Here is a 24,557-nt window from a genome sequence, read left to right on the forward strand (position 1 = left end):
TCGCCGTCTGGTCGTCGAGCGAGACAGCAGCGGTGCCTTGAACATCCGTGTCGGGGGTGTACCCCTTGACGCCCTGCGCCAGGTGAGCCACAACACGGTTGGCAAGGCGCTCAGCCGTGGCGTTCTCGACGGCCTGCAGTAAGGCGGAGCCCCTCCGCACAGTGCGTGATGGCGGTCGCCACGCAGGACATCGGCTTCTGGGCGGACACCACCTCGAGCGGACGCAGTTCGCCGCCCACTGTGGACATCCGCTCGGCCGCGGTCTCCATGGAATTCATTCGCGGTCTCCGTTCATTGGTTATCGTCGGCAGTCCATCGGCCATCGCGAGATTCGCGGTCCGGTCTCGTTGGCTAGACCCGCGCGGCGATGTCGATCAGGTCCACCGCGGACAGCAGTGCCGACGGCGCCGTGGACGACGTGACTTCCTCGACGCGGTGAAAGCCGCCCTGGTCGTACCCGGCGAAGGCATGGCGGCCGGGGGTCTGGATCATGGCGAGCTCGGCGTTTTTCACCGCCTTGCCGATCCGGGCAACCAGGCCGACAGCCTCCTCGAAGCAGGTGAGCGGCTGGACGACGTCGTGACCGATCTCCAAGGGCTGGACGGCGGAGCCGATGCTCCCGGCGAAGCATTCGATGCGGTTCATGAACTTTCCTCACTTTAGGTGAACTGGCGGACGCTGCAGATCCTGCCCGGACGAACCAGGGTGCACACTCCACATATGCGGGAAGTTAACGCGGCGGGGCTGTCCTGGCTTAACTCAACCTTCCGTCGCGAACCTGTGCTGACGCCAACGTACACAAGAGAATCCGCGATCCCCCAGAAAATCCTCCACACATCGCCATAGCTCCGCGCGCGTAGGATCGCTTCGACGCAGCCAGGGCGGACGAACCGTGCACGAGATCGACCGGTGACGCCAACACCGGGTGCCGATCCTCGACCTTCCGTCCATTATGGACATTCGAAGACGAAGCGGTCACCGGCATCGGGAAACTCCCGTCAAAACATCCCTGAGCCGCATTGGAAAGGGGAAACCTAGCCGGCGCACGGTGACCCGAGCAGACGCGCTCACGCCGAATTCGCTCCCAGTAACAACCTTTCCGGCACCGCCCAGGAGGAGATCTGTGTGGACTGTTCACCGACTCGCTGGAACATGCGGTGTCGTCGTTGCGGGCGACTTCTTCACTCTGGGCGGCGATTCGCCGCGCGCGATGCGACTGACCGCCAAGGTCCGCGACGCTGAAGGTCGAACTGCCGGTGCGGACCGTGTACGAGCAGAGTACGCCCACCCGGCTGGCACCGATGCTGTACCACTTGGATTGGGACTGTCTGGCGCTGGCACGACAGCCCACGGCCGAGACTGTGCCGCTCCCCGCGGCGCAACGACGAGTGTGGTTCCTCAATCACCTCGGGCTGGCCGGCTCCGATCACGCGATCCCGCTCTCGCTGCGCTTGACCGGCCGGCTCGACCGGGCCGCGCTCGAAGCCGCACTCGCCGACGTGGCGACCAGGAATGCGACGCAGCGCACGGTGTTTCCGACGGAGGGCGCGAGGAGCGCTCCGGTCACCCGAGGCTGGTCGCCTACATCGTGGGGACAGGTTGACGAGGACAAACTCCGCGAACGGAAGCCACATGGTCCCCGAGGCGTTCGTGCGCATGACGGCGCTTCCACTGACCACTGCCGGCCGGGTTGATCGCGCGACCGCCAGCTCCACGGGCAAAGGCCGGTGGGCAGCCGTCAAACGAAATGGAGAAGCAGCTGTGCGAACTCCTCGTCGGGATGCTGGGGATCGACGAACCGCGAGTGAACGATGGGTTCTTCTAACTCGGCGGGGACAGCGTCATCGCGATCCAGTTGATCGCCCGCGCCCGGCAGCACGGTGTGGTCCTGGCACCGCGCAGCGTGTTCGAACACCAGGCCGTCGAGACGCTGGCGAAGGTCGCGGGCAGCGCGTGGGGGACCGTCGTGGGTGACCCGGTGAACCAGCTGCCGCTCACCCCGGTGATGCACTGGCTGTTTGCCCGGGACGGCTCGTTCAACCACCTCAGTCAATCGGTGTTGCTGACCGTGCCCAAGGGCGTCGATGTCCTGCACATCACCACGGCGATCGACACCCTGCTCGGCCGCCACGACATGCTCCGAGCGCAACTGGAGAGCGGCACGCTTCGCGTGCGGCCGCTGGGCGCGATCCGGGCGAGCGACGTCCTCCAGCGTTGCATCGCCAACTCGGGTCTCTGCGAGGCCGTGGCCACGCAGAGCCGGATCGCCGTCGCCGCGCTGAATCCCGCCGCCGGTGTGATGATGCGGGCGACCTGGTTCGATCGCGGCGTCGACCGGAGCAGCAGGCTGCTGCTGACACTGCACCAACTCGTCGTGGACGGCGCGTCGTGGCGGATCCTGATGGCGGATCTCGCGCTGATGTGGGCCGGACGATCGCTCAGGCCGGTGGGCACCTCTTTCCAGACCTGGGCCAGGTCGCTACCCGCACGCGCTCGGTCGACCGCAGGCCTGAACAGATGGTTGGAAGTCGGCGCCGGGGCCGGTGGTCGGCTGGACTGCCGGCCGTTGGATCCCACTCTGGACATCATGGCGACCATGCGGTCGCTGAACGCCACGCTACCGCCGGAGCAGACCGGGCGCCTGATCGAGACCGCTCCCGCCGCCTCCGGCTCACAGATCACCGATGTGCTGCTCACCGCCCTAGTCCGAGCGATCGGACAGGACCACCTTCTGGTGGATGTGGAGACGCACGGCCGCGACGAACTCGATCCGGAGATGGACCTGACTCGAACGGTGGGCTGGTTCACCGCAGTGCACCCCGTCCGTTTGCGCCTCGGCGGCCATCACGTCCACGGCGGCGACCCCGTGGACTACGGGCTGCTGCGTTGGCTCAACCCGGACACCGGCCCCACGCTCGCGGCACTGCCCTCGGCCCAGATCACCTTCAGCTACCTCGGTCGGATCACCGCGCCGGGTGACGGTGACTGGACCCTGGCGCCGGAATCGGCGGTCGTGGCCAGTGGCATGGACATGCGCCTGGCCTGCACGCACGTGCTCGATGTGACGGTGATTGTCCGCGACAGCGCCGACGGGCCCGAGGTGAACGCGACCTGGACCTGGCCGTCGAGGTTGCTGTCACAAGGTCGCGTCGAGAGCCTGGTCGGGTGTTGGCTGCGCGAATTGGGGCTTCTGGCTCGAGACGCCCGAGCCCGATAGTTTCTCGGACCCATCAACCGAAGAACCATCGTCAGAACTCTCCCAGAGCCAGCTCGGGGAAACGTTGAATTACCTCTCGGCAGCACGACTGATGTGGCGCGAACATCCAACCAACGTCTACGTTCGGCACGGAGGTCAAATCGGCCGTTAATCCAGCAAAGGACACCATGCCCATGTTGATCGAGAAGTACGCCAACCAGGCCAGTGAGCCGACTCCCTGCGACATGCCGACAGACGTCTTGCCGATCTCCTGTGCGTTCTTCGAGCGGGCGATCCTAGTCGCGGCCAACGTCGCCGCCAATGGCGACGGCGTGGCGGCGCGCGCAGCACTGGCCGCCTACCGGGCCGGGCACCTCGTCGATGCTTATTACCGTGGCGGACTCAGCTACATAGGCTCATTAGGGCGCGCGGTGACGCACGACTCGGACCCGATGTCGGTTCACGACCTCCTGGACGCCCGCATCGTGATGTGGTAACCCGGCACACCAACCAGGCCGGCGAACAGGGTGGGTTCATGCCCCCCGCGATCGATCGGCGCCCGGGACCACGGCTCACAGGGCTACGGCTCGTCCGACCCTGGTCGACCGGGTTCAGCTATCCATCAAACCGATCTGCGAAGATTTCTTGCTTATTTTGACCGATGCCGGACCGGCTTTCCGGCAGGTAACCTCGGCGCGCCAGCACAGTACCGCAAGAAAATCTGGATGGTGGATCATGAACCGAGTGGAGCTCGCCGCAGCCGAGGCCACCGATATTCCGCTCCTGGCTGTGGCCTCGGCCGCAGAGCCGACGGCGTGCACCTGGAACCTTGTCGAAGCGGCGATCTTCGCCGCCGGCACCTATCTGAACGCCACCGCCATTCAACGCGTCAACGGGAAGCACCGCGTCGACACTGACACGTCGTCGCACTGGCACGGCGAGAGCACACTGACCGGGTTGCTGGAACTCCCCCCGATTGTCCCTCGGTAACGACATCTTGAGGTAGCCCCCGACGGTTCACCTGTACGTCACGGGGCGAGGAGCGGTCGTCACGGTTACAGGCACAGTGAGTTGACGCAGGGCGCCATCGACGACATCGATGGCGCCCTGCGTCAACGAGCGCGTGCCGAACGGGTTCGGCCAGTGGAGATCCCAAGCTCGACCAGAAGTAATTCAACGAGTCGCTCGGCACGGTCTTCGCCGCGGGTAGCATGCGTCGACACTGATCGGCGAGGCGGCACGGCCGACCCGGCTGAACACGCCGTTCGCGCTGGTTTGCCCTTCCGTCGACCAGCCTCCACCAAACGGCGCATATGCTTCCGCACTTTTGAGCGCCGCGCATCCCGTCATTCAGCAACATCACCAGAGATTGCTCTTGGCAGCCGAACCTGAAGTGAACAAGCAACTAACACGCTTGGCTTCCAGTCGAGCGTGTGCAATCGTATGTCAGCGCCGCAAAATGGGACATCCGTAAGGCAAGAAGAGTGCCTCTCATTCACGGGATTTCAACCACAGGACGCCGCGACGCCGCCGGATCGGCGAGATCACTGATGCGAGGGATTAGCAATGCTTACTGCCGGGGCACGAGTTGTCACCGTGGCGAACGCCACCAGATTCGAGGGCGGAGGCTACCTTACAAACGTGGCTGCTCCGACAATGTCGGAGTGCGCGGTGCTGGTGGCAGCGGTCGGGGCGGGCGCCGCGGTGGCCGCCTGCGCCGGATACATAGCCAATGCCTGGGCCAATCTCGCCAACCAGCACCACGGGCACAAGCGCCTGATCGTAGACTCGGCCCTTCCCGTCGTCAGCGCCGGGAGCAGGTCAGTGGAACTTCTTCTCAACACCAAGGTCGACTCCCTGTGACACCCGGACCGGCAGAATCCAGCGCCCACAGGTCCTGACGCTTCTGCCTCCCTTTTCGACTGATTCGCCAATTGAATTCCTCCTCGCAAAGGAGTTGAAAGATGTCCAGGTCCGACGATTCCCCGGTCGTTGTCGCTGCCAATCGAGGAGAATTTGGTACCGAGGGTGGCCATTTTGCGCCTCAGTCGACCGGGCCGGTCACCTGTGCCATCGTCCGAACGCTGGTCGCCGGCTTCGCCACCGCGTTTCTGACCAGCATCGGGGTCGTCGAGGCCTACCGCCGGTACGGCGGCGTCGACCGGACGGAACCGCTCCTAGACGGCCCTCGGAGCGGGGACCTGTCGGTGCGCCGATTGGCCGACATCCGACTCGCCGCCCTCGATCACTGACCACCAGAACGCTCAGCGCCAGGCCGTCGTTGGTTGGTGGAGGCCGGAGCGGTGTGTGTCGCAGATCTTCCGGTCGGGGCGTATGGATCAGATCGCGAGTGCCAGTGGGCCTATCGTGGTGAACGGGTGGTGGACCTCGGAGACCACCACGAGTGGATCAGCCGGGGCCGCGTTGGTCCATCCGACGCCGGTTGCCGCGGCGTCGCGTGTCCCGCCCCCGAGGTCGTCCGACAGAATCGGGAACTTTTGCGCGGGCAGGCCCTCACGTGGCTCGAACCGTACTCTCGGAGTCGCCAGTGAAGCGGCCGTCGCGGCTGCTGAAGATCGAGAGGAAGCGTTCCCCCATGATGACATCCGTTCAGGCCGCCGCCAACGAGCAAATTCCCGCAATCGGTGGAAGGCTCTCCCCGTTGGTCATGCCATCCCCTGAGAAGGTGGTGAGCTGCGCGGGGCTCGAAGAGGCCGCGATCATCTTTGCCGCCCAGGCCGCCAAGAATGCTTACGCTGCAACCGCCCACGGGTTGGGCAGGGAGGCCCTCCGGGCGATCTTCAGGCAGGGCGCGGTGGTCGGGGCCTTCACCGTGTCCGAGACGGGCGCCTCCATGATCAAGAGCTCGGGCCCGCTGTCGGTCGCCGAGTTGGTGCGGGTCCGGGCGCTCGACTGAGAACCGCAGGCGGTTACGGGGAAGTTAACATCACCCCTTCCAACAGGGCGGCAACCGGCTGCGGTGGTTTGCCGCGACCGGGCTGTCGTCTAGATTCTAGGCTAGTTGCTCCTGCTCGATGGCTGCCATGGCGTTGCCCGCGAGCCCGGCGGTGATGCCGCCGTCGACCGGCAGTACGGTGCCGGTGACGTACGCGGACCGCTCGCTGGCTAGGTAGACGGCAGCGTGCGCGATGTCGGTGGGGGAGCCCTCGCGGTCCAGTGGACGGATGGACTTCATCACCGCACGGAGCTGACGCACAGCGGAATCGCTGTCGGGCAGGTGAGCGGTGGCGGTACCCAGGATCGGAGTGGGTATGGCGCCGGGCGCGATGGTGTTGACGCGGACGTTGTAACGACCGAGGTCGATGGCGGCGCACTTGGTGAAGTGGATGACCCCGGCCTTGGCGGCCCGGTACGCAAATTCGCCGGTGCCGCCCTGCACGCCGCCGATCGAGGTGGTGTTGATGATCGAGCCGCCGCCGTTGGCGGCCATGTGCCGGGCGGCGTGCTGTGTGCCGCGGATGACGCCGAGCAGGTCGACGGCCATGATGCGGTCGAAGTCGGCGAAGTCGTCGTCCAGGAAGTTGCCGCGCATGGCGGTGGGGATGCCGGCGTTGTTGAACATGACGTGCAGGCCGCCGAAGCTCTCCACGGTGAACGCGACCAGGTCGGCCAGCTGTTCGGAGTCGGCGACGTCGGTGTGCTTGAACAGCGCATCGGGGCCGAGCTCGGCGGCGACGGATTCGCCGAGCTCGCGGTTGATGTCGGCGATGACCACCCGGGCGCCTTCGGCCAGGAACGTCTCGACCGATGCGCGGCCGATCCCGGAGGCGCCGCCGGTGACGATCGCGACCTTGTCGGACAGCTCGTTGCTCATGTCATGGCTCCTTCGGGTGGTTACCAGGTGACCGGCAGCGCGGTGACGCCGTAGGCGAAGTGGTCGGTCTTGTACTCGATCTGGTCCAGCTCGGTGGCTAGCGCCAGGGTGGGCACGCGGCGGTAGAGCGTGCTGTAGACGATCTGCAGTTCGGCACGGGCCAGCTGCTGCCCGACGCACTGGTGGATGCCGAACCCGAAGGCGTGGTGCGCGCGAGCCTGCCGATGCAGGTCGAGCCGCTCGGGTACGGGGAAGACCTGCGGGTCCCAGTTGGCGATCGGCAGCGGCACGATGATGCCGTCGCCGGCGCGGATCACCTCGCCGCCGATCTGGATGTCCTCGGTGGCGATGCGGCGTAGCCCGTGCTGGGCAATGGACAGGTAGCGCAGCATCTCCTCGACGGCGTCGGCAGTGACCCTCGGGTCGTCGCTGTCCCGGAACACCGCCAGCTGCTCGGGGTTCTGCAACAGGGCGAGGGTGCCGAGCGCGATCATGTTCGCGCTGGTCTCGTGCCCGGCGATCAGCAGCACCACGGCCATCTGGGCGGCCTCGGCCACGGTGACCTCGCCTCCCCGGACCTTCTCGGCGATGTCGGACACCCAGCCCTCGCCCGGCGTCTCGACCCGCTCCGTGATCAGCTGGGCGAGGTAGCCGCCGAGTTCCGCACTGGACCGGGCGCCCTCCTCGGCGGTGGCGTTGCGGTCGACGGCGACGACCGCGTGGAGCTGGAAGAATTCGTGGTCGGAGTAGGGCACGCCGAGCATCTCGCTGATCATGAGCGTCGGCAGCGGCAAGGCCAGGGCGTCCACCAGGTCGGTCGGTTTCGGGCCGGCGAGCATGGCGTCGATGAGTTCGTCGGTGTAACGCTGGATCCCCGGGCGCAAGGCCGCCACGCGCTTGACGGTGAACGGCGGCGTCATCAGCCGGCGGAACCGGGTGTGTTCGGGTGCGTCGGTGTTGAAGATAGTCGGCGGTCGGTGGTCGGTGGTCTGCGCCATGTTCAGGTTCTGGTGCGGGAAGCCGGGGCGCTTCTCGTCCATGCTGACCCGGGGGTCGGACAGGATGGCCCGTTGCTCGGCGTGGCCGGTGACGAACCAGTGCGTGCTGCCGTCCCAGATCCGTGCCTTCGACAGTGGTCGCGCGGCCGCGACCGCGCGCTGGTCGGGCGGGGGAGCGAAGGGGCAGCCGGTGGCCCGGGCGGACGGGAACTCGATCAGTGCCTCGGTCATGTCGGTCTCCTGTGGACGATCAGTCTTCGATGGTGATGGCCAGGGCGGGGCAGACGGCGGCGGCTTGCCGGACGTCGTCGGCCAGGTCGGCGGGTGGCGAGGCGTTGAGCAGGACGACGATGCCGTCCTCGTCCCGTTGGTCGAACACGGCGGCCGCGGCGGCCACGCATGATCCGGCCGCGACGCACCTGCTCTGATCGATGCTGACCTTCATGGTCTTCTCCCGATGGTTGGGTCAGCGGCCGGTCGGGACGAGCCCGGCGGTCGCGTCGACGATCTCTTGGCGGCGCAGGCGGGTCTGCTTCGGCATGTTCCAGCCGACGACGGCGACGGGACGGCCGGCCACGCTGTGCCGGGCCACGAAACGGCGGCTTGCGATGTCACCGTCCACAATGGTCACGTTGGCGTCGGCACGCGGCGTCCCGTGGACTTGGATCTTGGCGTCGAACTGGTCGGTCCAGAAGTAGGGGATCGGCCTGTAGGGCCGGTCGGCGCCGAGGATGTTGGCGGCCACGACGGACGCCTGCTCGATAGCGTTGGTACGGTTCTCCAGCCTCAGCAGGGAATCGTAATGTTGCCAGCGGGCGACGTCGCCGACGGCGTGGATTCCTTCCGCAGCGCGACAACGGGAGTCGCAGACCACGCCGTTGTCCAACGTCAGGCCGCTTCCAGACAGCCAGTCGGTGTTGGGGATGCCGCCGATGGCCACCACGACGACGTCCGCCGGCAGTTCCTCACCGGTGTCCAGGCGCACCCCCGCGACCCGGCTCCGACGGCCGGTCAGCGCGGTGACGCCCGTGCCGAGCCGGAGTTGGATGCCGTACTCGGCGTGTACGTCGCCGAGCAGGCTCGAGACCATCGGGCCCAGCTGGCTGAACATCGGCGCCGGCTGCGGGCCGACCATCGTTACGTCGAGGCCCAGCGTGCGGGCGGTAGCGGCGATCTCCGCGCCGAGCACACCCTCGCCGACGACCACGAGCCGCTTCGACTGCGCCAGGTCCACTTGGAGCGCGAGAGTGTCGCCGAGCGTGCGCAGGACATGCACACCGGCCAGGTCTGCCGTTTCGGGCAGTGCGCGGGGGCGGACGCCGGTGGCGAGCACGATCGACTCGGCTCGCAGCACGCGTCCCGACGCGGTTTGCACGGTCCGGGTCGCGGCGTCTAGGCCGATGGCCGGATCGCCGAGCACGAACTCGGCGTCCAGGTCGGACAGTGCTGCCGACGACCGCAGCTGCGCCCGCTCGGGTTCCCACTGACCGGCCAGGACCTGTTTGGACAGCGGCGGCCGGTCGTAGGGCAGGTGCGGCTCGGCGCCCAGCAGGGTCAGCCGGCCGCGATATCCACCACGCCGCAGCGATTCCGCTGTGGACAGGCCGGCCGCCGACGCGCCGACGATCAGAACGCTGGCGGGGGTGTTCATGCTCTCTCCCGAGGGTTCGTGGGTGCAGGTCAGGCCGTCCGGCGGCGCAGCACGAGGCCGGAGCCGGCGCCGAGGCCGACGACACCGAGCCCGATGGCGGTCATCAGCCCCTGGACGCCGCCGACGAGCAGGTAGACCAGGACGCCGGAGGTGACGTTGAACAGGAACAGGAACCACAGCACCGGCCGGGAGGTCAGGAACGACTTGATCGGCTCCCGACGAGCCAGCAGCGAGCCCGCCACCAGCGAGACCAGCACCATCGTCACGCTGGCCATGGTCTGCTGGGTGGGGTCGGGGATCAGGCGGCCGACGGACAGCGTGCCGAGCAGGCCGAACACGAAGGCGAACCCGAGTAGCCAGGAGACCAAGGTCTTCACGGGGTGCGTCCTTTCGGGACTGTTGGTGTGGTTTCGATGTGGAAAACGATGCCGCCGACGGCCGGCCGGAACGAGGGGGCGCACACCCAAATGCGTGGTGTAGTCCGCTACACCACGACGGTGGCGCCTGCCCGGGCGCGCAAGCGCGCCGGGCCGCCTAGCCTTTGCTCCATGCGCAAGACGGTGCGGCAGGCCGGCCGGGCCACCGCTCACCTGGCCCGGGCCGCAGCCTTGGCCTTGGGCACCTACCTGTTCATCACGATGCTGCTGATCGCGGTCGCCGGCGCCATGGTGGTGATCGGGATCGGCACGGTGCCGGAGACGGTGCTGCTAGTACGCAAGATCGCCGGGGCCAAGCGCCGCCACGTGCGGGAGTGGACGGGGCGGGAGATTCCCGAGGCGTACCTGGCTATTCCCGGCCCGCTCCGGGAGAGCCTGCGCGCGGCGGTCCGCGATCCCTGCACCTACGCCGACCTGCGCTGGATGCTCGCTTACTACGGATACGGCGTGCTGGCCGTGCTGGCGATGCCGCTGTGGCCGCTCGGCCTGCTGGTGGACGGGGTCTGGTGTGGGCTGCTGCGAAGGCGCGCGATGCTGTTGCCGCTGATCGTCCGGCTGGCCGACCTCGACGCCGCCTGGTCGACGGCGCTGCTCAAGCCGCCGCCGAGGGCACGGCTGGCCGAGCGCGTCCGGGAACTGGCCGATACACGGGCCGGTGCGGTTGCTGCGCACGGCGCCGAACTTCGCCGGATTGAGCGGGATCTGCACGACGGCGTGCAAGCGCGGCTGGTGTCCATGTCGATGCGGATCGGCCTGGCCAAACGTGCGTACGAGAAGGACCCGGTGGCCGGCCGCAAGCTGCTGGACGACGCCCAGGCCCAGGCGGAGGAGGCGCTGACGGAGCTACGGCATGTGGTGCGGGGCATCCACCCGCCGATCCTCACCGACCGCGGTCTGGTCGGCGCCGTCCGGGCGCTCGCGGCCGGCAGCGGACTGACCGTCGTGGTGGCCGGGGACGACGCGGGCCCCCGGGCCCCGGCCGCCGTTGAGGCGGCCGCGTACTTCGTCGTGGCCGAGGCGCTGACGAACGCGGCGAAACACAGTGGAGCGGACCGGGCCGAGGTTCGCATCGCGCGGACGGACATCGGCCTGCGGGTACTGGTGCGGGACGAGGGCCGTGGCGGTGCCGAGGATCTGGGGACCAGTGGGTCCGGGCTGCTGGGGATACGTCGCCGGATCGCGGCCCTCGACGGCACCATGGCGTTGAGCAGTCCGGCCGGTGGGCCGACGATGATCGATGTGGAGCTGCCATGCGCGTGGTGATCGCCGAGGACAACGCCCTGCTGCGGGAGGGGCTGCTGCTGCTGCTCACCTCGGCCGGCCACGAGGTGGTGGCGGTGGCGACCAGCGGGCCGGAGGTGTTGCCGGCGTTGCTGGAGCATCGTCCCGACGTCGCGGTGCTGGATGTTCGGATGCCGCCAGGGTTCCGGGACGAGGGTCTGCTGGCGGCGTTGGCGGCGCGTGCGGAGATCCCCGGGCTGCCGGTGCTAGTGCTGTCGCAGTACGTCGAGCAGGCCTACGCAGCCGAGCTGCTGGGTGGCGGCGCGAGCGGCATCGGCTATCTGCTCAAGGACCGGGTGGGCCGGGTGGACGAGTTCCTGGAGGCGCTCGACCGGGTTGCCGCCGGCGGCACCGCACTCGATCCGGAGGTGATCACCGAGCTGCTGACCCGCCGCCGGGACTCGCCGCTGGACGCGCTGACGCCCCGGGAGCGGCAAGTGCTGGAGCTGATGGCCGAGGGGCACGACAACACCACGATCGCTTCGACGCTGGTCATCACCGAACGGTCCGTGCACAAGCACATCGGCAACGTTTTCGCCAAGCTCGACCTGCCGCCCAGCGACAGCGGGCACCGGCGGGTGGTGGCGGTGCTGACTTACCTCAACAACACGTAAGAGGGAAGGTTGCCGGCTGTGCGTGCCGGCACCACGCCCACGCTCGTCAGGCGGCGTTTAGGTGCTTACGGACGAAGCCCCGAGACGATCTTGTCGGCGTAGGACATGGCCTTCAATCCGATCGGTTCACGTGGCTGGGGCCGGGCTCGCAAGGGTGCCGTAGCGGCGAGCGGTCGGCTGTGCTCGCCGTCGGCCGCCGGTTGCGCCGGCGTCTGCTCACACCGGCCCATCCGGATGATCAACAAGGTACCGGCAGGGGACAACCATGTCCTCACCTCGCCGGCACCGTGAACATTATCGACCAGTACGATGAACACGTAGCCGGCAGCGTGAGCACCACGACCGGCAGCATTGCCCAATGTTCATGCTCATAGTCAACACCGGCTTGGTGCTCATCCTCAACCCGCGCGACACCACTCCTGGAGCTTGGTGTTGAAGATGTTGACGTCGTCGATGTGCACACCGTCGAACAGGCGGTAGAACTCCTCGACATCGATCCGATGGCTTCGCTCGACTGTTCCGTTCGGTCGCGGCGTGGGGGCTTGATGTAGGCGTGCTGGATTCCTTGTCCATTACGTCCCAGTGGAACGCGGACTGGAACTCCGTGCCGTTGTCGGTCTGGATTGTCGCGAGCGCGAAGGGTAGCTGTGTCAGGACGTGGTCGAGGAACTGGATGGCGGTCTTCATGGTCCGCTGTCGGGTGCAGTCGTCGATCGCGGTGTATTGGTAGAACTGGCTGCGCTTGCCGACTGGCTTCACCTCTGACTCGGGCCGGTGCGGGGTCGCTTCGAGCGGTCGTGCGGGCCGTCGACGCCCTCGGCCTCGTATCGGTGTAGCCAGTTGCGGTAGGTCGGTCGGGTGCTGCCGAAGTAGCGGCAGGCCATGGCGAGGTTGCCCGTGACTTCCTCGACGTGTCGCAGGACCGCCAGGCGGTGTCGCACCTGGCGGTCCTGCCGAGGGGTACTCGCCCAGGTCTCTCTATGATCAAGAGGCCTCGGTGTCAAGCATCTCCGTCAGTTTTGTCGACACGAAGGTCGGGGTCTGACGGGACAACTGCAGTGCGGCACGGGTGAAACGGCTATTAATCCCTTGTGTGGACGTGGATCTTGGTCGATTGCCGTCTGTCAAGGGCTTCGTTATTTCTCGAGGTTAACCGGGGGATTGTCGGTCAAAGCTCGCGCAAAGCCGGCTCGCCCCCGATGTGCCCTCAGTGGCTCTTATTGTCCGTGATCCACACTTTGGCGACCGCGTCGCTGGTGTTTGGAACGGTGACAGGATCGCTGAGAGTTTTCACATCCCCAGGCTTTTGGCTGGAGAGGAGGAGTCTTGTACCCTTCTTCCACCAATAGCCGTAGACGGGGGTGTCGCAGCCGATCGCTGGGATATTGTACGGACCGAGCGCGACGCCAACTGGCGGGAACGTCTGCCAATTCTGATTGGTGCCCCGCACTACGAAGGACTGGAATGCGGGGCCGCCGCTGCAGATTTGGATCTGTACCGACGAATTGTCGGCGGCGTAACTCGCTCCGGGTGTGGCCAGACCGCCGACGGCGAAAGTGGCGGCTACCGCTACGGCAATCTTGACCCAGGGTTGGGACATAAACGTCACTACCTTATTGTTGTGCCTCGAGGGAATTTCTCCCTTCGACGAGTTCACCTTGCAGGGGTGGTAACCATCCCGGGGATGGCCCTGCCACCTTGTGTGATGAGACCTAATATGGACAGTTGCGACGCAGTAGCTCCATTCCGGTGCGGGTTGAACCCTTCAGCACCGGCGTTGGCCAAGGCCGGCTTCCTGCGCCGCGATCGTCGCGATTGGTCTGCAGCTTGAGTGCAAGGGGCGCGCCACTATTTCCGTAGAACGCGGATAACGTCATACACCCGTGACGAGAGCGCTGAAGGCACATTCGACTCCGCGGCGCGCAGACGCGGTCCGGCAAGGTCGTGTACAGTACGGGTCTCAACATGGCATGCGGACTGGAGCGAGGTCCAGCGGAACGAATCTCGTCCCGTCCATCGGGAGACGTCGAACGACTTCCGACTCTCCCTCGCGTGTGAGCGGATTCTGGTGAACGTACCGAGCCGCATGGATTCTTCGTGCCGGCCTGGCGGGTGATCGGGCTGGCCCTGGAGCAGCTCTCGCGGGCCTGGGCCGAGGCGTAGCGAGTCAACTTTCCCGGATACCGGTCTGGGCACGATCCTTTCGACCGCTGCGGTCTGGGGGCACAATGCTTCCTGCCGGCAGCTATCCAACGGCCTCGGCAAAGTCGTATTTCAGCTGGTGAGCAGTAGTGTGACCGGACGGAGCGGGTCCCAGGCGTGATGTCGGACGGTATGGGCGATGTCCAGGCGCAGGACGCTGATAGTCAGGTTGCGCAGTGAGGCCATGACGCGGGGGCCGTTGCCGGTGCGGATCTGGGAGCGGTCCTCGTCGAGGGTGACGTCATGTACCCAGTGGAGGTGGGTTTCGAGGCTCCAGTTGCCGCGGATCCAGGTGGCGAGGTCCCGTGGGGCGACAAACGACTTTTCCGGAGCCCTGCGCCATCGCCGACACTAGCTTCGGCGATGGCGCCACCGAGTCGACGACCATGATCCGCACGAAATAGAGGCATGGGTTTGCTCCACCCATTCGGGTGGCTCTAGGTGGCATGCCCCTCAATTCGCCGCTGACGGCGTTAACGGTGGTGGCAGGTGCGGTCCCGTTCAGGGACACACCGCGCCCGTCGTAGCGGCCCAATGACGGACAATTCTTTCCGGCAGCGCATGGTGACGTTCTTATGGCCGGTGGACACGTCGTCCCCGTCAGTGTCGCCCGCGCTGGACCGTGAACTGCTCGACCGCACTCTGATCTGGAACCAGCTCCATCTTCTGCGCGCTGGGCGAGTTCAAGGACCACCACAAGCGGCACCGCCCCATCAAAATCGGCACTGCCTCCATCAAGCTATGGATCAGGCAGCACCACTTCGTCCGGTCCCGCCAGTCACCGATCCAGGAGGGGCCGCCCATCTGGACGTACGCCGACATGACCGTCTCGGGGGAATCATCCACGAGTGTCGACGGGCGGCCTGACCTGTGCGGACGTGATTTCTCGGCAGGTTCAGCGTTGCCGGTGCGAAGCGGATGCGTCCTCCTTTTCGGCCCAAAACCGACATCACAGCTCAACCTGACGTCGACGCCAGGCCTGAACGTACATCTGAACATCTGCCGCGAATTTCGGAAATTCCGGCAGCGACGACCTCGACGTGCAGATCCTTGGCTAAGGTGGTCACCGGCAAGTCTGGGGTGACACCGTGTTCCGCTTCGGCCGAGCAAATCGCTCAGGTCGACCATGCATTCAGATGGCATAAAGAAACACGGCGAACCGGCGGCTATCCGTTACTTCACCGTCGGAACCCCGCTCGCAAAGGGGTCGAAAACCAACCGGGTCGACGCGCCTGGGTTGTGCTCCGTAGTCAGGAACATAAAGTTACCGGGCGAGCGCGGGACCGCGCAGAAGGCGAGCGTACGTGGCATGTACGGACCGAATTCTCCTGCTATCTTTATGGATGTGCAAACCCTTCTCGTCGAGCTTCTCGCCGGCTACCTTGAGACGCCATCGACCGAAATTCAGGTGAACACGCCACTTTCCGAATATGGTCTGGATTCAGTATACGCGCTGACCGTGTGCGCCGATGTCGAGGAACGTCTGGGCCTTGTACTGGATCCGGCCATTATGTGGGACTACCCGACGGTGGACGCCCTTTCCCACGCTATCGTGAAGATCGCGAACTCGTCCGCCGCCCCGGCCGACGGCCAGTCGACACAGCCGCAGCACCCGCGCAACCCACGTAGCCTGCCGACCCAGGACCTGCTCGGCGAGGCCGTGCTGCCCGCCGACATCACGCCAACGCCGGATGCCTTGCCGGCGGCCTCGGCCCCTTACCGCACCGCTCTCGTCACCGGCGCCACTGGATTCGCGGGCGCGTTCATTCTTCGCGAGTTGCTCGACCGGTCCACCGCCCAGGTTTTCGTGCTCGTGCGCGCGCAGGACGCGGACGACGCCGTCCGCCGTGTGCGCGAGAACCTGACGAAGTACGGGCTGTGGCGGGACGACGACCACCGCCGGCTGGTCGGTGTGGCCGGTGATCTCGGCCTTCCCGATCTGGGCCTTTCCCAGACGGTCTACCGCGAGCTGGCCGACCAGGTCGAAGTGATCATCCACAATGGCGCGACGGTCAACTTCGTGCTGCCGTACGCGCGGCTGAAATCGGTCAATGTGCTAGGTACCCAGGAGATACTCCGGTTGGCCTGCCGAGGACGGATCAAGCCTGTCCACCACGTGTCCTCGCTCGGAGTGATTCCCGAGCGCCCCGGCGTGCAGTACTTCGCCGAAGCCGAGCTCACCGACCCGGCTGACGTACTGGGCGGATACCGGCAGACGAAGTGGGTTTCCGACCGCCTGGTCACGCTCGCCGGGAGCCGCGGACTACCCGTCTGTATCTACCGCCCCGGCAGCATTACCGGGGCCCAGGCCACTGGTGTCAGCCCGATGGACTTCGTCAACGCGCTGATAACGGGTTGTACACAGCTCCGCTCCGCGTTGGAGTTCGATGTCGACGTCCTGGCCGTGCCAGTCGACTTCTGCGGCGCGGCTATCGTGCACATCGCGCTGAGCGGTACCCGGCACGGCAGCGTGTTCCACCTGCCCGGCAGCCGCCCGCTGCCCTGGAACGAGTTGATCGGGATGGTCCGCGACTGCGGCTACCCGATGCGTTCGGCCCCCTACCAGCAGTGGCACGACGAATTAGCGGCCGCGTCGGGTCACGCGCTCGTGCCCTACCTGACGCTGTTCGACCAGGATGCTCCCGGCGCCGAGATCGGGGTGGCGGGTAACGAGCCGCACATCGCCACCGCCAACATCGACGCCGCCCTGATGGGCAGCGGCATCGAGTGCCGACCCGTGAACCGGGAGATGGTCTCCTCCTGCCTCGACTACCTGGTGCGCCTGGGCCATCTCACCCCCCCTTTGACGGAGCCGGCTGCCCTGGTCCGGCCGCGAGGCTGACCAGCATATGAGAGCGCAGATGACCAGGCAGATAGCGGACGCGCTGAACGTCACCGAACTGCTCCAGGCACAAGCTGCCGCGCAGGGCGAACGGGCCGCGGTGCTGATGGCGCGTCGGGCCGGCGCTGGCAGCGGTGACTGTCTCTCCTTTGCCGCTCTGGACGCTGAGGCGAGGAGAATCGGGTCCCGGCTCGGCGAGCGCCTGCGGCCGGGTGCCCGGGTGCTGCTGCTCTACCCGAGAGGAGTGGAGTTCGCGGCCGCCTTCTTTGGCTGCTGTTATGCCGGCATGATCGCGGTACCGGCGCCGCTTCCCGGCCAGTACCGGTACCAGCGGCAGCGCTTGGCGGCAATCGCGGCGGACGCCACTATCTCGGCGGTGCTCACGGTCCGTCAGGCACTCCCCGAGATATCGAGCTGGATTGCGGAGTCCGGTCAGGACGGCCTGCTTACGCTGGTCACCGACGATCCCGACGCCGCCGGTCCGGACGTCTGGTCCATGCCGCCGACCGATCGCGACACCGTGGCACTGCTGCAGTACACCTCGGGCTCGACCGGCAGCCCCAAGGGAGTCGTCGTCACGCACGGCAACCTTCTGCACAACGTGGCCGCCCTGTTACGGGCCTACGGCCACGCTGGACCCCTGCGGTGCGGGGGCTGGGTCCCGATGTACCACGACATGGGCCTGATCGGCCATCTGCTACCCGGCCTGTTCTCCGGCGGCGGTGTGGTGCTGATGAGCCCGACCGAGTTCGTCACCCGGCCGCACCGATGGCTGGAGGTGATCGACGAGTACGACCTGGCGATGTCGGCCGCGCCGAACTTCGGCTACGAGAGGTGCGTCCGCCACGTCAGCCAGGAGCAGATCGCCCAGCTTGACCTGTCCCGCTGGGAGTACGCCGCCAACGGGTCCGAGCCGATCAGGGCCGCGACCCTGGCCGCCTTCGCCAAGCGGTTCGCCGCCGCCGGCTTCCGCGCCACATCGTTCTTTCCCAGCTACGGGATGGCCGAGGCCACCCTGATCGTGTCCGGCAGTAGCAAGCGCGAGCCGGTGGTCACACGGGCCGACCCGAAGTTGCTGGAACGGCACGAGTTCGCCCCGGCCCGCCCCGGCGTGCCGGGCCGGGACGTGGTCAGCTGCGGCGTTCCCGCCGACGGTATCCAGCTGCGCGTAGTCGACCCCACCACTTCGCAAGTGCTGCCAGCGGGCCGGATCGGTGAGCTCTGGCTGCGAGGCGACAGCGTGGCCAAGGGGTACTGGCGCAACGATGCCGCGACACAGGCTGCCTTCCAGGCGCGCACCGCCGACGACGAGAGCGGCTACCTGCGCACCGGTGACCTCGGCGTGATCCACGAGGGTGAGTTGTACGTGACCGGCCGGATCAAGGAACTGCTCATCATCAAGGGGCGCAACGTCTATCCGCAGGACATCGAGCACCAGATCCGGGCCGAGCACGAGGAACTGGCGAACGGGGTCGGGGCGGTCTTCACGGTCGACGTGGCGGGTTGGGAGGAGACCGTGGTCACTCATGAAATCGGTGCCGAGCGCGATCCCGAACGCCTGCGGGAGCTCGCCATCGCCATCCGCGCCACCGTGTCCCGCGAGTTCGGCCTCTACGCGGCGGGCGTCCTCCTGCTCCGGCCGAACAGTGTGCCGCGGACGACCAGCGGAAAGGTGCAACGGGTGGCGATGCGTGAACAATTCCGCCGGGGCGGACTGGCGTCGCTGTACGAACACCTTGACCAGCGGCTTGCCGCGCCGCACAGCGCCTCCGCGAAGGTTGGCGAGGTGACGCGGTGATGGCGGTTGAATCGGCACAGGCGCAACGACGGCAGCGGTCTCGGGTGGCCGAACTCGAACGACTGCTGGCCGAACTGGCCCGCGAGGGCGGACCCTTCTCGTCGGGATACAACGCGCGGCTGGACCGGCAGGAGGCCTACCCCGCCGAGGCCTTCCGAATCCTCGACGAATTCGGCATGGCCAGCAACTACGTGCCTACCCGCCTCGGTGGCCGGTTGGACAGCGTGCCCGAGCTCATCCAGCTCTTCCGGGTCGTGTCACGCCATGACCTGAGCGTCATCGTGGCCTACGGCAAGACGATCCTCGGTGCCGCACCGACGTGGGTGGCCGGCCGGCCGGATCAGGCCCGGTGGCTGGCCGGCGAGGTGCTGTCGTCCACAATGGTCACCTGGGCGCTGACCGAACGCCACCACGGTGCGGACCTGCTTTCCGGCGAGCTCACCGCGACCCGCTCCGCCGACGGCTGGCGGCTGGACGGCACGAAATGGCTTATCAACAACGGCACCCGAGCCCCACTGGTCTGCCTGCTCGCCCGCACCAGCGCCGAGGGCGGATCCCGAGGCTTCAGCCTGTTCCTGGTCGACAAGCGCGAGCTCCCACCATCTGCGTACAGTCACCTGCCCAAGGAACGGACGCACGGTGTCCGCGGTGTCGACATCAGCGGCATGACCTTCCATGGCGCGCACATCCCCCCGGGCGCTCTGATCGGCGATGTCGGTGCCGGGATCGAGATCGTCCTGAAGACGATGCAGCTCACCCGCATCGTGGCCGTATCGCTGTCGCTCGGCGCGGCCGATCACGCCTTGCGCCTGGCGGGCAGCTTCCTCCGGCGGCGCCGGCTGTACGGACGCGGCCTGGCCGAGTTGCCCGCCGTCCGCACCACGCTGGGCGAGGTTGCGGCGAGCGCCCTGCTCAGCGAGGTCGTGGCGATGGTCGCGGCCCGCGGCGTCCACACGATCAGCACCGAGATGAGCGTCATCACCTCGATCACCAAGGCTCTGGTGCCCACCCTCGGCGACGAGCTGCTCCGCCAGGTCGGCGAGTTGCTCGGCGCGCGCGGCGTCCTCCTCGACGTGTTCGCCGACGGGGCGTTCGAAAAGCTCAGCCGGGATCACCGCATCGTCGCCATCTTCGACGGGAGCACCGTCGTCAACCGCAACGCGCTGATCAACCAATTTCCTTTGCTGGCCCGCGCTTATCACTCGGGACGCTGGGACTCCGCTGGAGTGGCGGGCGCGGCAAGTCTGACCGGCCCGCTTCCCGACCTCGATCTGAGCGCGTTGACCCTGCTGTCCCGGACCGGTTGCAGCATGGTGCAGAGCGTGCCCGACGCGGTGGCCCAAATCGGCCGGCAGACCGCTCGAGGCAAGCTCCCCGCGTACGTCGCCAGGCAGGCCGCTGACTTCGCGCGGACCGTCGATGCGGTCCTGGCCGAGGTGACCTCATATGTGCCGTCGTCCCGTGAGGTTCCCGACAGCGCGTTCACCCTCGCCGCCCGCTACGAGCTCTGTTTCGCGGGTGCCGCCTGCATGCGGGTTTGGCTGCACAGCGAGCAGGCGGCCGTGGCGGGAGGGACGGCCGGCGCGCTGTGGCGGGACGGCACCTGGTTGTCAGCCTGCCTGGCTCGGGTTCTGACGCTGCTCGGCGCCGCCCCGGAGGGGGCTGGCGACCACGCCTACGACCGGCTGGCCGACGTGGTGCTGGCGGTGCCTGAAGACCACGTGCTCAGCCTGGTTCCGGATGACTTCTGCCTGGGGAGCCGAGCATGACTCACGAAACTCCCATCCAGCCGGCGGATCGAAGGCCACCTGTCCCAGGCTTGGTGCATCCTCGCCTGGACGAGCTCGAGCGCGGTCTCGGCGAGGCCTGGGACGACGGCAACCCGGTCGGCTTCCCGGCGGTGCTGCGCGCCGACGAACGGGCCGAGGTGCTCACAGCGGGTGAGGACGTGCTCGACGCCTTCGGGCTGAACGAGGAGTTCGTCCCACCCGAGTTCGGCGGCCACCTGATCCGCACGGACCACCTGATCCAGCTCATGCGCGCGGTCTGCCGCCGCGATCCGAGCCTGATCTTCGGCTATGGGATGCCCTCGTTGATGGCCGCGGTGAACGTGTGGGCCGCCGGCAGCCCGTCGCAGTGCCGTGACATGGCAGGCCGGCTGCTGGCAAACCAGAAGTTCGCGTGTGCCTACCACGAACTGGCCCACGGCGGCGACGTGGGGCAGGTCGACCTCGATGCCACCGACTACGGCCACGGACGTCTCTTCAACGGCGGCAAGCAGGTCATCGCCAACGTCGAACGAGCGGATGGGCTGGTGCTGTTAGCCCGCACCGACCACCAGTCCGGTAGCCGCAGCCACTCCCAGTTTCTGCTCGACAAGGCGGCCCTACCGTCCGACCGGTTCCGGTACCTGCCGAGGTACCACACCGGTGGGCTGCGCGGGGTCCAGCTCGGCGGGATGGAGTTCGTGAACTGCCCGGTTCCCTCCGAGGCCATCGTCGGCCCGGCCGGACACGGCATGGAGACGGCGCTGCGTTCCTTCCAACTCACCCGGGTCGTCCTGCCCGGCGTGACAGTGGGGATCCTCGACACCGCGCTGCGGGCGGCGGTGCGGTACGCGCTCGGCCGAAAGTTGTACGGCCGGACGGTGACAGACCTGCCGCACCCGAGGGCCGTCCTCGTCGACACCTTCGCCGACCTCCTGCTGAGCGACTGCGTCAGCACCGTCGCCGCCCGCGCCCTGCACACGCTGCCACGCGAGGCCGGGGTAACCGCAGCGGCAGCCAAATATCTGGTCCCCACGGTTCTGGTCGACGCCGTCACCTGCTTGTCGACGCTGCTAGGCGCCCAGTTCTACCTCCGCGGCGGCGACCACATGATCATGCAGAAGCTAGTCCGTGACATCACGCCCACGAGCGTCATCCACGCCTCCCGCACCACCTGTCAGCTGACCATGCTGCCGCAGCTCCCCCTGTTGGCACGCCGGTCGTGGCCGGCCGGGGAACCAGCCCCTGAGCAGACATTCCAGCTCTCCGCCGGCCTGCCGGACCTGCGATTTGCCCAACTCTCGCTCTCCAGCGGCGGAAACGATCACCTCTGCGCATCCCTGCGAAACGCCCTGGAGCTAACTCCGGTGGACGGCGAGCACAGGGAGATCAGGAGCCTGCTGGAGCTGTTCGTCGCCGAACTCGACGATCTCACCGGCGAATGCGCACCTCTGCGGCCGGCCGAACTGACCGTCACCGCCTCTCGAAACCTCCACCGGCTGACCGCACGCTACGCCGTCATCCTCGCCGCCGGCTGCTGTGTGAACATCTGGCGCCACGCGTCCCCGGACCAGCCGTTCCTCCGGCACCCCGGCTGGGTGAGCGCCGCCCTCATCCGGCTGGCGGCTCGCCTCGGCAGGCGTCCGGAAGGACTACCAGACCACATCCGGACCCACCTGTTTGACGAGTTGCTGCACCGCTATCACGACTCGCGCACCTTCGACCTGGCCGGCAGCCATCTCGGCGGTGAGCGCCACGACGATGGGGCCCTGTCCTGGGGCAGTCGATGATCGGGAAGACTGCTCTCGTCACTGGGGCGTCGCGTGGGGTCGGGGCACGGACCGCCGTCCTGCTCGCGACCGCCGGCGCGGACGTCGTCATCAACTACCGCGAGCGGAAGGTCCTCGCGGAGCGGGTGAGCCAAGACATCGTCCGCCTCGGGCGGCGAGCGCCCACCGCCCGCGCCGATCTGACCGACCCCGGCGCGGTCCGGCGGATGTTCACCGCCGTCGCCCGCACCTTCGACAAGTTGGACCTGCTGGTCCTCAACGCGAGTGGTGGCCTGGAGAAGGACCGCCCACCGGACTACGCGCACCGACTCAACGTCGACGCCCAGCTCCGGGTCGTAGACCTGGCCCTCCCGCTGATGCCCGTGGGTGGGCGCGTCGTCTACGTCACCAGCCACCACGCGCACTTCTACGGCCGGCGGCCCACGATCGCGGAATACGAGCCGGTCGCGGCCAGCAAGAGGGCGGGTGAGGACGCGTTGCGCGCCCGCCTCGACGAGCTGACCGAGCGCGGACTGCACCTGGTCGTGGTGAGCGGGGACGTGATCGAACGTACGGTCACCGCCGTGCTGTTGGAGCGTGCCCGCCCCGAGATCTTCCAGCACAAGCGCACGCGCCTCGGGAAGCTGCTGGACGTCGACGAGTTCGCCACGGCGGTGGCTCGGGCCGCGCGGGACCCAGGTCTGGGTCACGGAACGACGATCTATGTCGGCTCGACCGACTGACGCCTGCCGGACGGCAATCGACCACACCTAGCCACCGGGCAGCGCCGAATGGCCACACCCAGCATCTGACACAGGACTTGACATGGAACTGAGCCTGTTCTTCTTCGCGGACGACAGCACGTCCACGACCATGACGCCCGGGGGGCGGTACCAGTTGTTGCTGGAATCGGCCCGCTTCGCCGACGCCCACGATTTCACCGCGGTATGGACGCCGGAACGACACTTCCATCCGTTCGGCGGCCTCTACCCCAATCCATCGGTCACCGGGGCGGCCGTCGCGGCGGTTACGGAACGGGTCGGGGTCCGGGCGGGCAGCGTCGTGGTCCCACTGCACGATCCGCTTCGGGTCGTCGAGGAATGGTCGGTGGTGGACAACATCTCCCGGGGCCGGGCGGGCGTCTCGTTCGCGTCCGGCTGGCATCCCCACGATTTCACGCTGAACCCGGCGCGGTTCGCCGACCGCCGGGACGCGGCCCTGACGGCGATGGAGACGGTGCGGACGCTGTGGCGAGGCGAGTCGGTGCCGCGCGTCGATGGCCGCGGCGACCCGGTCGACATCAGGATCTACCCACCGCCCGTGCAGTCCGAGCTGCCGATGTGGCTGACCAGCGCCGGCTCGGTGGACACCTTCCGAGCGGCTGGTGAAATCGGCGCGGGTGTGCTGACCCACCTGGTGAAGCAGGGGACCGATGTCCTTGCGGGCAGCATCGGCGAATACCGGAAGTCGTTCCGTGCGCACGGCGCCGCCATCGCCGCACCGGGTCATGTCACCCTCATGATGCACGCCTTCGTCGGCCCAGACGACAGTGTCTTCGATGAGCTGCGCGGACCGATGCGGGAGTATGTCGGCGCCTCACTCGGCCTGTTCAAAACCGGCAACGCCACCACGGAGGGCGCGAAACGCGAAGCAAGCCCGCACATGCGCGAGCGCGCACTCGAACTGAGCGTCGAAAGGTACTTCCGGACGGTCGGGCTGTTCGGCTCGGTGGAGCGGGCGGTCGACACGGTCAAGCGGATGCGCGGCATCGGCGTTGACGAAATCGCCTGCCTCATCGACTTCGGCATGCCGGCCACGGCTGTGCTGGACTCGCTGAAGTATCTCGATCAGGTACGGCAGGCGGTGGCGTGACTCAACAGTCGTCGCCCGACCAGACCCAATGTTGACCGGGAATCGCGAGGGAGCTATGAAAAACAGCCACATTCACTCCCAGTTGGTAACTATTGTCGCCAAAATTGCCGAGGTTGACCCACTGGAAGTGACACCAAAAACTTCACTGCGGGACGAACTCGACATCGACTCGCTGACCATGGTAGATTTAGTGGCCCAAATACAGGACGATCTCGGGGTTCAGATCGAGGACGAGGACCTTACCCGCATCCGAACAGTTGACGACCTTGTTCAGTACGTCCGCGGACGCTCGTGAC

At 67.1% G+C, this 24,557-nt stretch carries 25 protein-coding genes; 15 read left to right on the plus strand and 10 right to left on the minus strand.

The window, feature by feature from the left end:
• Positions 1 to 110: 110 nt before the first annotated feature.
• Both BCF44_RS56200 and BCF44_RS48535 read right to left on the minus strand, forming a co-directional pair.
• Positions 111 to 278, minus strand: coding sequence for a hypothetical protein (locus BCF44_RS56200; RefSeq protein WP_170218159.1), 168 nt, complete (start codon positions 276 to 278; stop codon positions 111 to 113).
• Positions 279 to 351: 73 nt separating this feature from the next.
• Positions 352 to 645 carry a hypothetical protein gene (locus BCF44_RS48535; protein ID WP_116181374.1) on the minus strand — a complete coding sequence of 98 codons (294 nt, stop codon included), beginning with the start codon at positions 643 to 645 and terminating at the stop codon, positions 352 to 354.
• Between the two features lie 656 nt (positions 646 to 1,301).
• Between BCF44_RS48535 and BCF44_RS59380 the strand changes: the two genes are divergently transcribed.
• Positions 1,302 to 1,694: a condensation domain-containing protein gene (locus tag BCF44_RS59380; protein WP_379799418.1), complete on the plus strand. Its 393-nt coding sequence runs from the start codon at positions 1,302 to 1,304 to the stop codon at positions 1,692 to 1,694.
• Between the two features lie 44 nt (positions 1,695 to 1,738).
• On the opposite strand, the gene BCF44_RS56205 is transcribed toward BCF44_RS59380, so the two are convergent.
• Positions 1,739 to 1,879, minus strand: coding sequence for a hypothetical protein (locus BCF44_RS56205; RefSeq protein ID WP_170218160.1), 141 nt, complete (start codon positions 1,877 to 1,879; stop codon positions 1,739 to 1,741).
• On the opposite strand from BCF44_RS56205, the gene BCF44_RS48545 reads away from it, so the two are divergent.
• From BCF44_RS48545 to BCF44_RS48570, 5 genes are all read left to right on the plus strand, one after another.
• Positions 1,856 to 3,217 carry a condensation domain-containing protein gene (locus BCF44_RS48545; protein ID WP_342775744.1) on the plus strand — a complete coding sequence of 454 codons (1,362 nt, stop codon included), beginning with the start codon at positions 1,856 to 1,858 and terminating at the stop codon, positions 3,215 to 3,217. The genes BCF44_RS56205 and BCF44_RS48545 overlap by 24 nt on opposite strands.
• Before the next feature lie 173 nt (positions 3,218 to 3,390).
• Positions 3,391 to 3,693 carry a hypothetical protein gene (locus BCF44_RS48550; protein WP_116181377.1) on the plus strand — a complete coding sequence of 101 codons (303 nt, stop codon included), beginning with the start codon at positions 3,391 to 3,393 and terminating at the stop codon, positions 3,691 to 3,693.
• A gap of 247 nt (positions 3,694 to 3,940) precedes the next feature.
• Positions 3,941 to 4,186: a hypothetical protein gene (locus BCF44_RS48555; protein ID WP_116181378.1), complete on the plus strand. Its 246-nt coding sequence runs from the start codon at positions 3,941 to 3,943 to the stop codon at positions 4,184 to 4,186.
• Positions 4,187 to 4,837: 651 nt separating this feature from the next.
• On the plus strand, positions 4,838 to 5,059 hold the full coding sequence (locus tag BCF44_RS48560) for a hypothetical protein (RefSeq protein ID WP_147328963.1): 222 nt from the start codon (positions 4,838 to 4,840) through the stop codon (positions 5,057 to 5,059).
• A gap of 685 nt (positions 5,060 to 5,744) precedes the next feature.
• Positions 5,745 to 6,113, plus strand: a complete 369-nt coding sequence (locus tag BCF44_RS48570) for a hypothetical protein (protein WP_147328964.1) — start codon at positions 5,745 to 5,747, stop codon at positions 6,111 to 6,113.
• Positions 6,114 to 6,209: 96 nt separating this feature from the next.
• Here BCF44_RS48570 and BCF44_RS48575 read toward each other — a convergent pair whose 3' ends face one another.
• From BCF44_RS48575 to BCF44_RS57075, 5 genes are read right to left on the minus strand one after another with little or no spacing between them, the layout of a single operon-like run.
• The gene (locus tag BCF44_RS48575) at positions 6,210 to 7,031 is read right to left on the minus strand and encodes an SDR family NAD(P)-dependent oxidoreductase (RefSeq protein ID WP_116181382.1); all 822 of its coding nucleotides are present in this window, start codon (positions 7,029 to 7,031) and stop codon (positions 6,210 to 6,212) included.
• Positions 7,032 to 7,051: 20 nt separating this feature from the next.
• Entirely contained in the window at positions 7,052 to 8,260 is a 1,209-nt protein-coding gene (locus BCF44_RS48580; RefSeq protein ID WP_116181383.1) for a cytochrome P450, read from the minus strand.
• Positions 8,261 to 8,279: 19 nt separating this feature from the next.
• On the minus strand, positions 8,280 to 8,474 hold the full coding sequence (locus tag BCF44_RS48585; protein ID WP_116181384.1) for a ferredoxin: 195 nt from the start codon (positions 8,472 to 8,474) through the stop codon (positions 8,280 to 8,282).
• 21 nt (positions 8,475 to 8,495) lie between these two features.
• Positions 8,496 to 9,680 carry an NAD(P)/FAD-dependent oxidoreductase gene (locus BCF44_RS48590; protein WP_116181385.1) on the minus strand — a complete coding sequence of 395 codons (1,185 nt, stop codon included), beginning with the start codon at positions 9,678 to 9,680 and terminating at the stop codon, positions 8,496 to 8,498.
• Positions 9,681 to 9,709: 29 nt separating this feature from the next.
• On the minus strand, positions 9,710 to 10,057 hold the full coding sequence (locus BCF44_RS57075; RefSeq protein ID WP_211353585.1) for a hypothetical protein: 348 nt from the start codon (positions 10,055 to 10,057) through the stop codon (positions 9,710 to 9,712).
• A gap of 171 nt (positions 10,058 to 10,228) precedes the next feature.
• Between BCF44_RS57075 and BCF44_RS48600 the strand changes: the two genes are divergently transcribed.
• Together BCF44_RS48600 and BCF44_RS48605 are read left to right on the plus strand one after the other, a co-directional pair.
• Complete coding sequence (locus tag BCF44_RS48600) at positions 10,229 to 11,380, plus strand: sensor histidine kinase (protein ID WP_116181386.1); 1,152 nt, start codon at positions 10,229 to 10,231, stop codon at positions 11,378 to 11,380.
• Positions 11,368 to 12,012, plus strand: a complete 645-nt coding sequence (locus BCF44_RS48605) for a LuxR C-terminal-related transcriptional regulator (RefSeq protein WP_116181387.1) — start codon at positions 11,368 to 11,370, stop codon at positions 12,010 to 12,012. The genes BCF44_RS48600 and BCF44_RS48605 overlap by 13 nt, the downstream gene beginning before the upstream one ends.
• Positions 12,013 to 12,767: 755 nt before the next feature.
• Here the strand turns inward: BCF44_RS48605 and BCF44_RS48610 are convergent.
• Together BCF44_RS48610 and BCF44_RS55020 are read right to left on the minus strand one after the other, a co-directional pair.
• Positions 12,768 to 12,953 carry a helix-turn-helix domain-containing protein gene (locus BCF44_RS48610; RefSeq protein WP_170218161.1) on the minus strand — a complete coding sequence of 62 codons (186 nt, stop codon included), beginning with the start codon at positions 12,951 to 12,953 and terminating at the stop codon, positions 12,768 to 12,770.
• A gap of 266 nt (positions 12,954 to 13,219) precedes the next feature.
• Positions 13,220 to 13,669: a hypothetical protein gene (locus BCF44_RS55020; RefSeq protein WP_147328965.1), complete on the minus strand. Its 450-nt coding sequence runs from the start codon at positions 13,667 to 13,669 to the stop codon at positions 13,220 to 13,222.
• A 1,890-nt stretch (positions 13,670 to 15,559) separates the two neighbouring features.
• On the opposite strand from BCF44_RS55020, the gene BCF44_RS48620 reads away from it, so the two are divergent.
• The 7 genes from BCF44_RS48620 to BCF44_RS48650 all read left to right on the plus strand — a co-directional run bounded on the left by BCF44_RS48620 (position 15,560) and on the right by BCF44_RS48650 (position 24,556).
• A complete protein-coding gene (locus BCF44_RS48620) occupies positions 15,560 to 17,056 on the plus strand; it encodes a thioester reductase domain-containing protein (protein WP_170218162.1) in 1,497 nt (498 codons plus the stop codon).
• Positions 17,057 to 17,075: 19 nt separating this feature from the next.
• On the plus strand, positions 17,076 to 18,854 hold the full coding sequence (locus tag BCF44_RS48625; protein ID WP_116181391.1) for a fatty acyl-AMP ligase: 1,779 nt from the start codon (positions 17,076 to 17,078) through the stop codon (positions 18,852 to 18,854).
• The gene (locus BCF44_RS48630) at positions 18,854 to 20,623 is read left to right on the plus strand and encodes an acyl-CoA dehydrogenase family protein (protein ID WP_116181392.1); all 1,770 of its coding nucleotides are present in this window, start codon (positions 18,854 to 18,856) and stop codon (positions 20,621 to 20,623) included. Before BCF44_RS48625 ends, BCF44_RS48630 begins: the two co-directional genes overlap by 1 nt.
• 53 nt (positions 20,624 to 20,676) lie before the next feature.
• Entirely contained in the window at positions 20,677 to 22,410 is a 1,734-nt protein-coding gene (locus BCF44_RS48635) for an acyl-CoA dehydrogenase family protein (RefSeq protein WP_170218163.1), read from the plus strand.
• Positions 22,407 to 23,132: an SDR family oxidoreductase gene (locus tag BCF44_RS48640; protein ID WP_116181394.1), complete on the plus strand. Its 726-nt coding sequence runs from the start codon at positions 22,407 to 22,409 to the stop codon at positions 23,130 to 23,132. Before BCF44_RS48635 ends, BCF44_RS48640 begins: the two co-directional genes overlap by 4 nt.
• Before the next feature lie 82 nt (positions 23,133 to 23,214).
• Positions 23,215 to 24,261 (plus strand): MupA/Atu3671 family FMN-dependent luciferase-like monooxygenase, encoded by a 1,047-nt coding sequence (locus tag BCF44_RS48645; protein WP_116181395.1) that lies wholly within the window; start codon positions 23,215 to 23,217, stop codon positions 24,259 to 24,261.
• A 55-nt stretch (positions 24,262 to 24,316) separates the two neighbouring features.
• Complete coding sequence (locus BCF44_RS48650; protein ID WP_116181396.1) at positions 24,317 to 24,556, plus strand: acyl carrier protein; 240 nt, start codon at positions 24,317 to 24,319, stop codon at positions 24,554 to 24,556.
• Position 24,557 lies beyond the last annotated feature (1 nt).

The organism is Kutzneria buriramensis, assembly GCF_003387475.1.
GTDB classification, from domain to species: domain Bacteria; phylum Actinomycetota; class Actinomycetes; order Mycobacteriales; family Pseudonocardiaceae; genus Kutzneria; species Kutzneria buriramensis.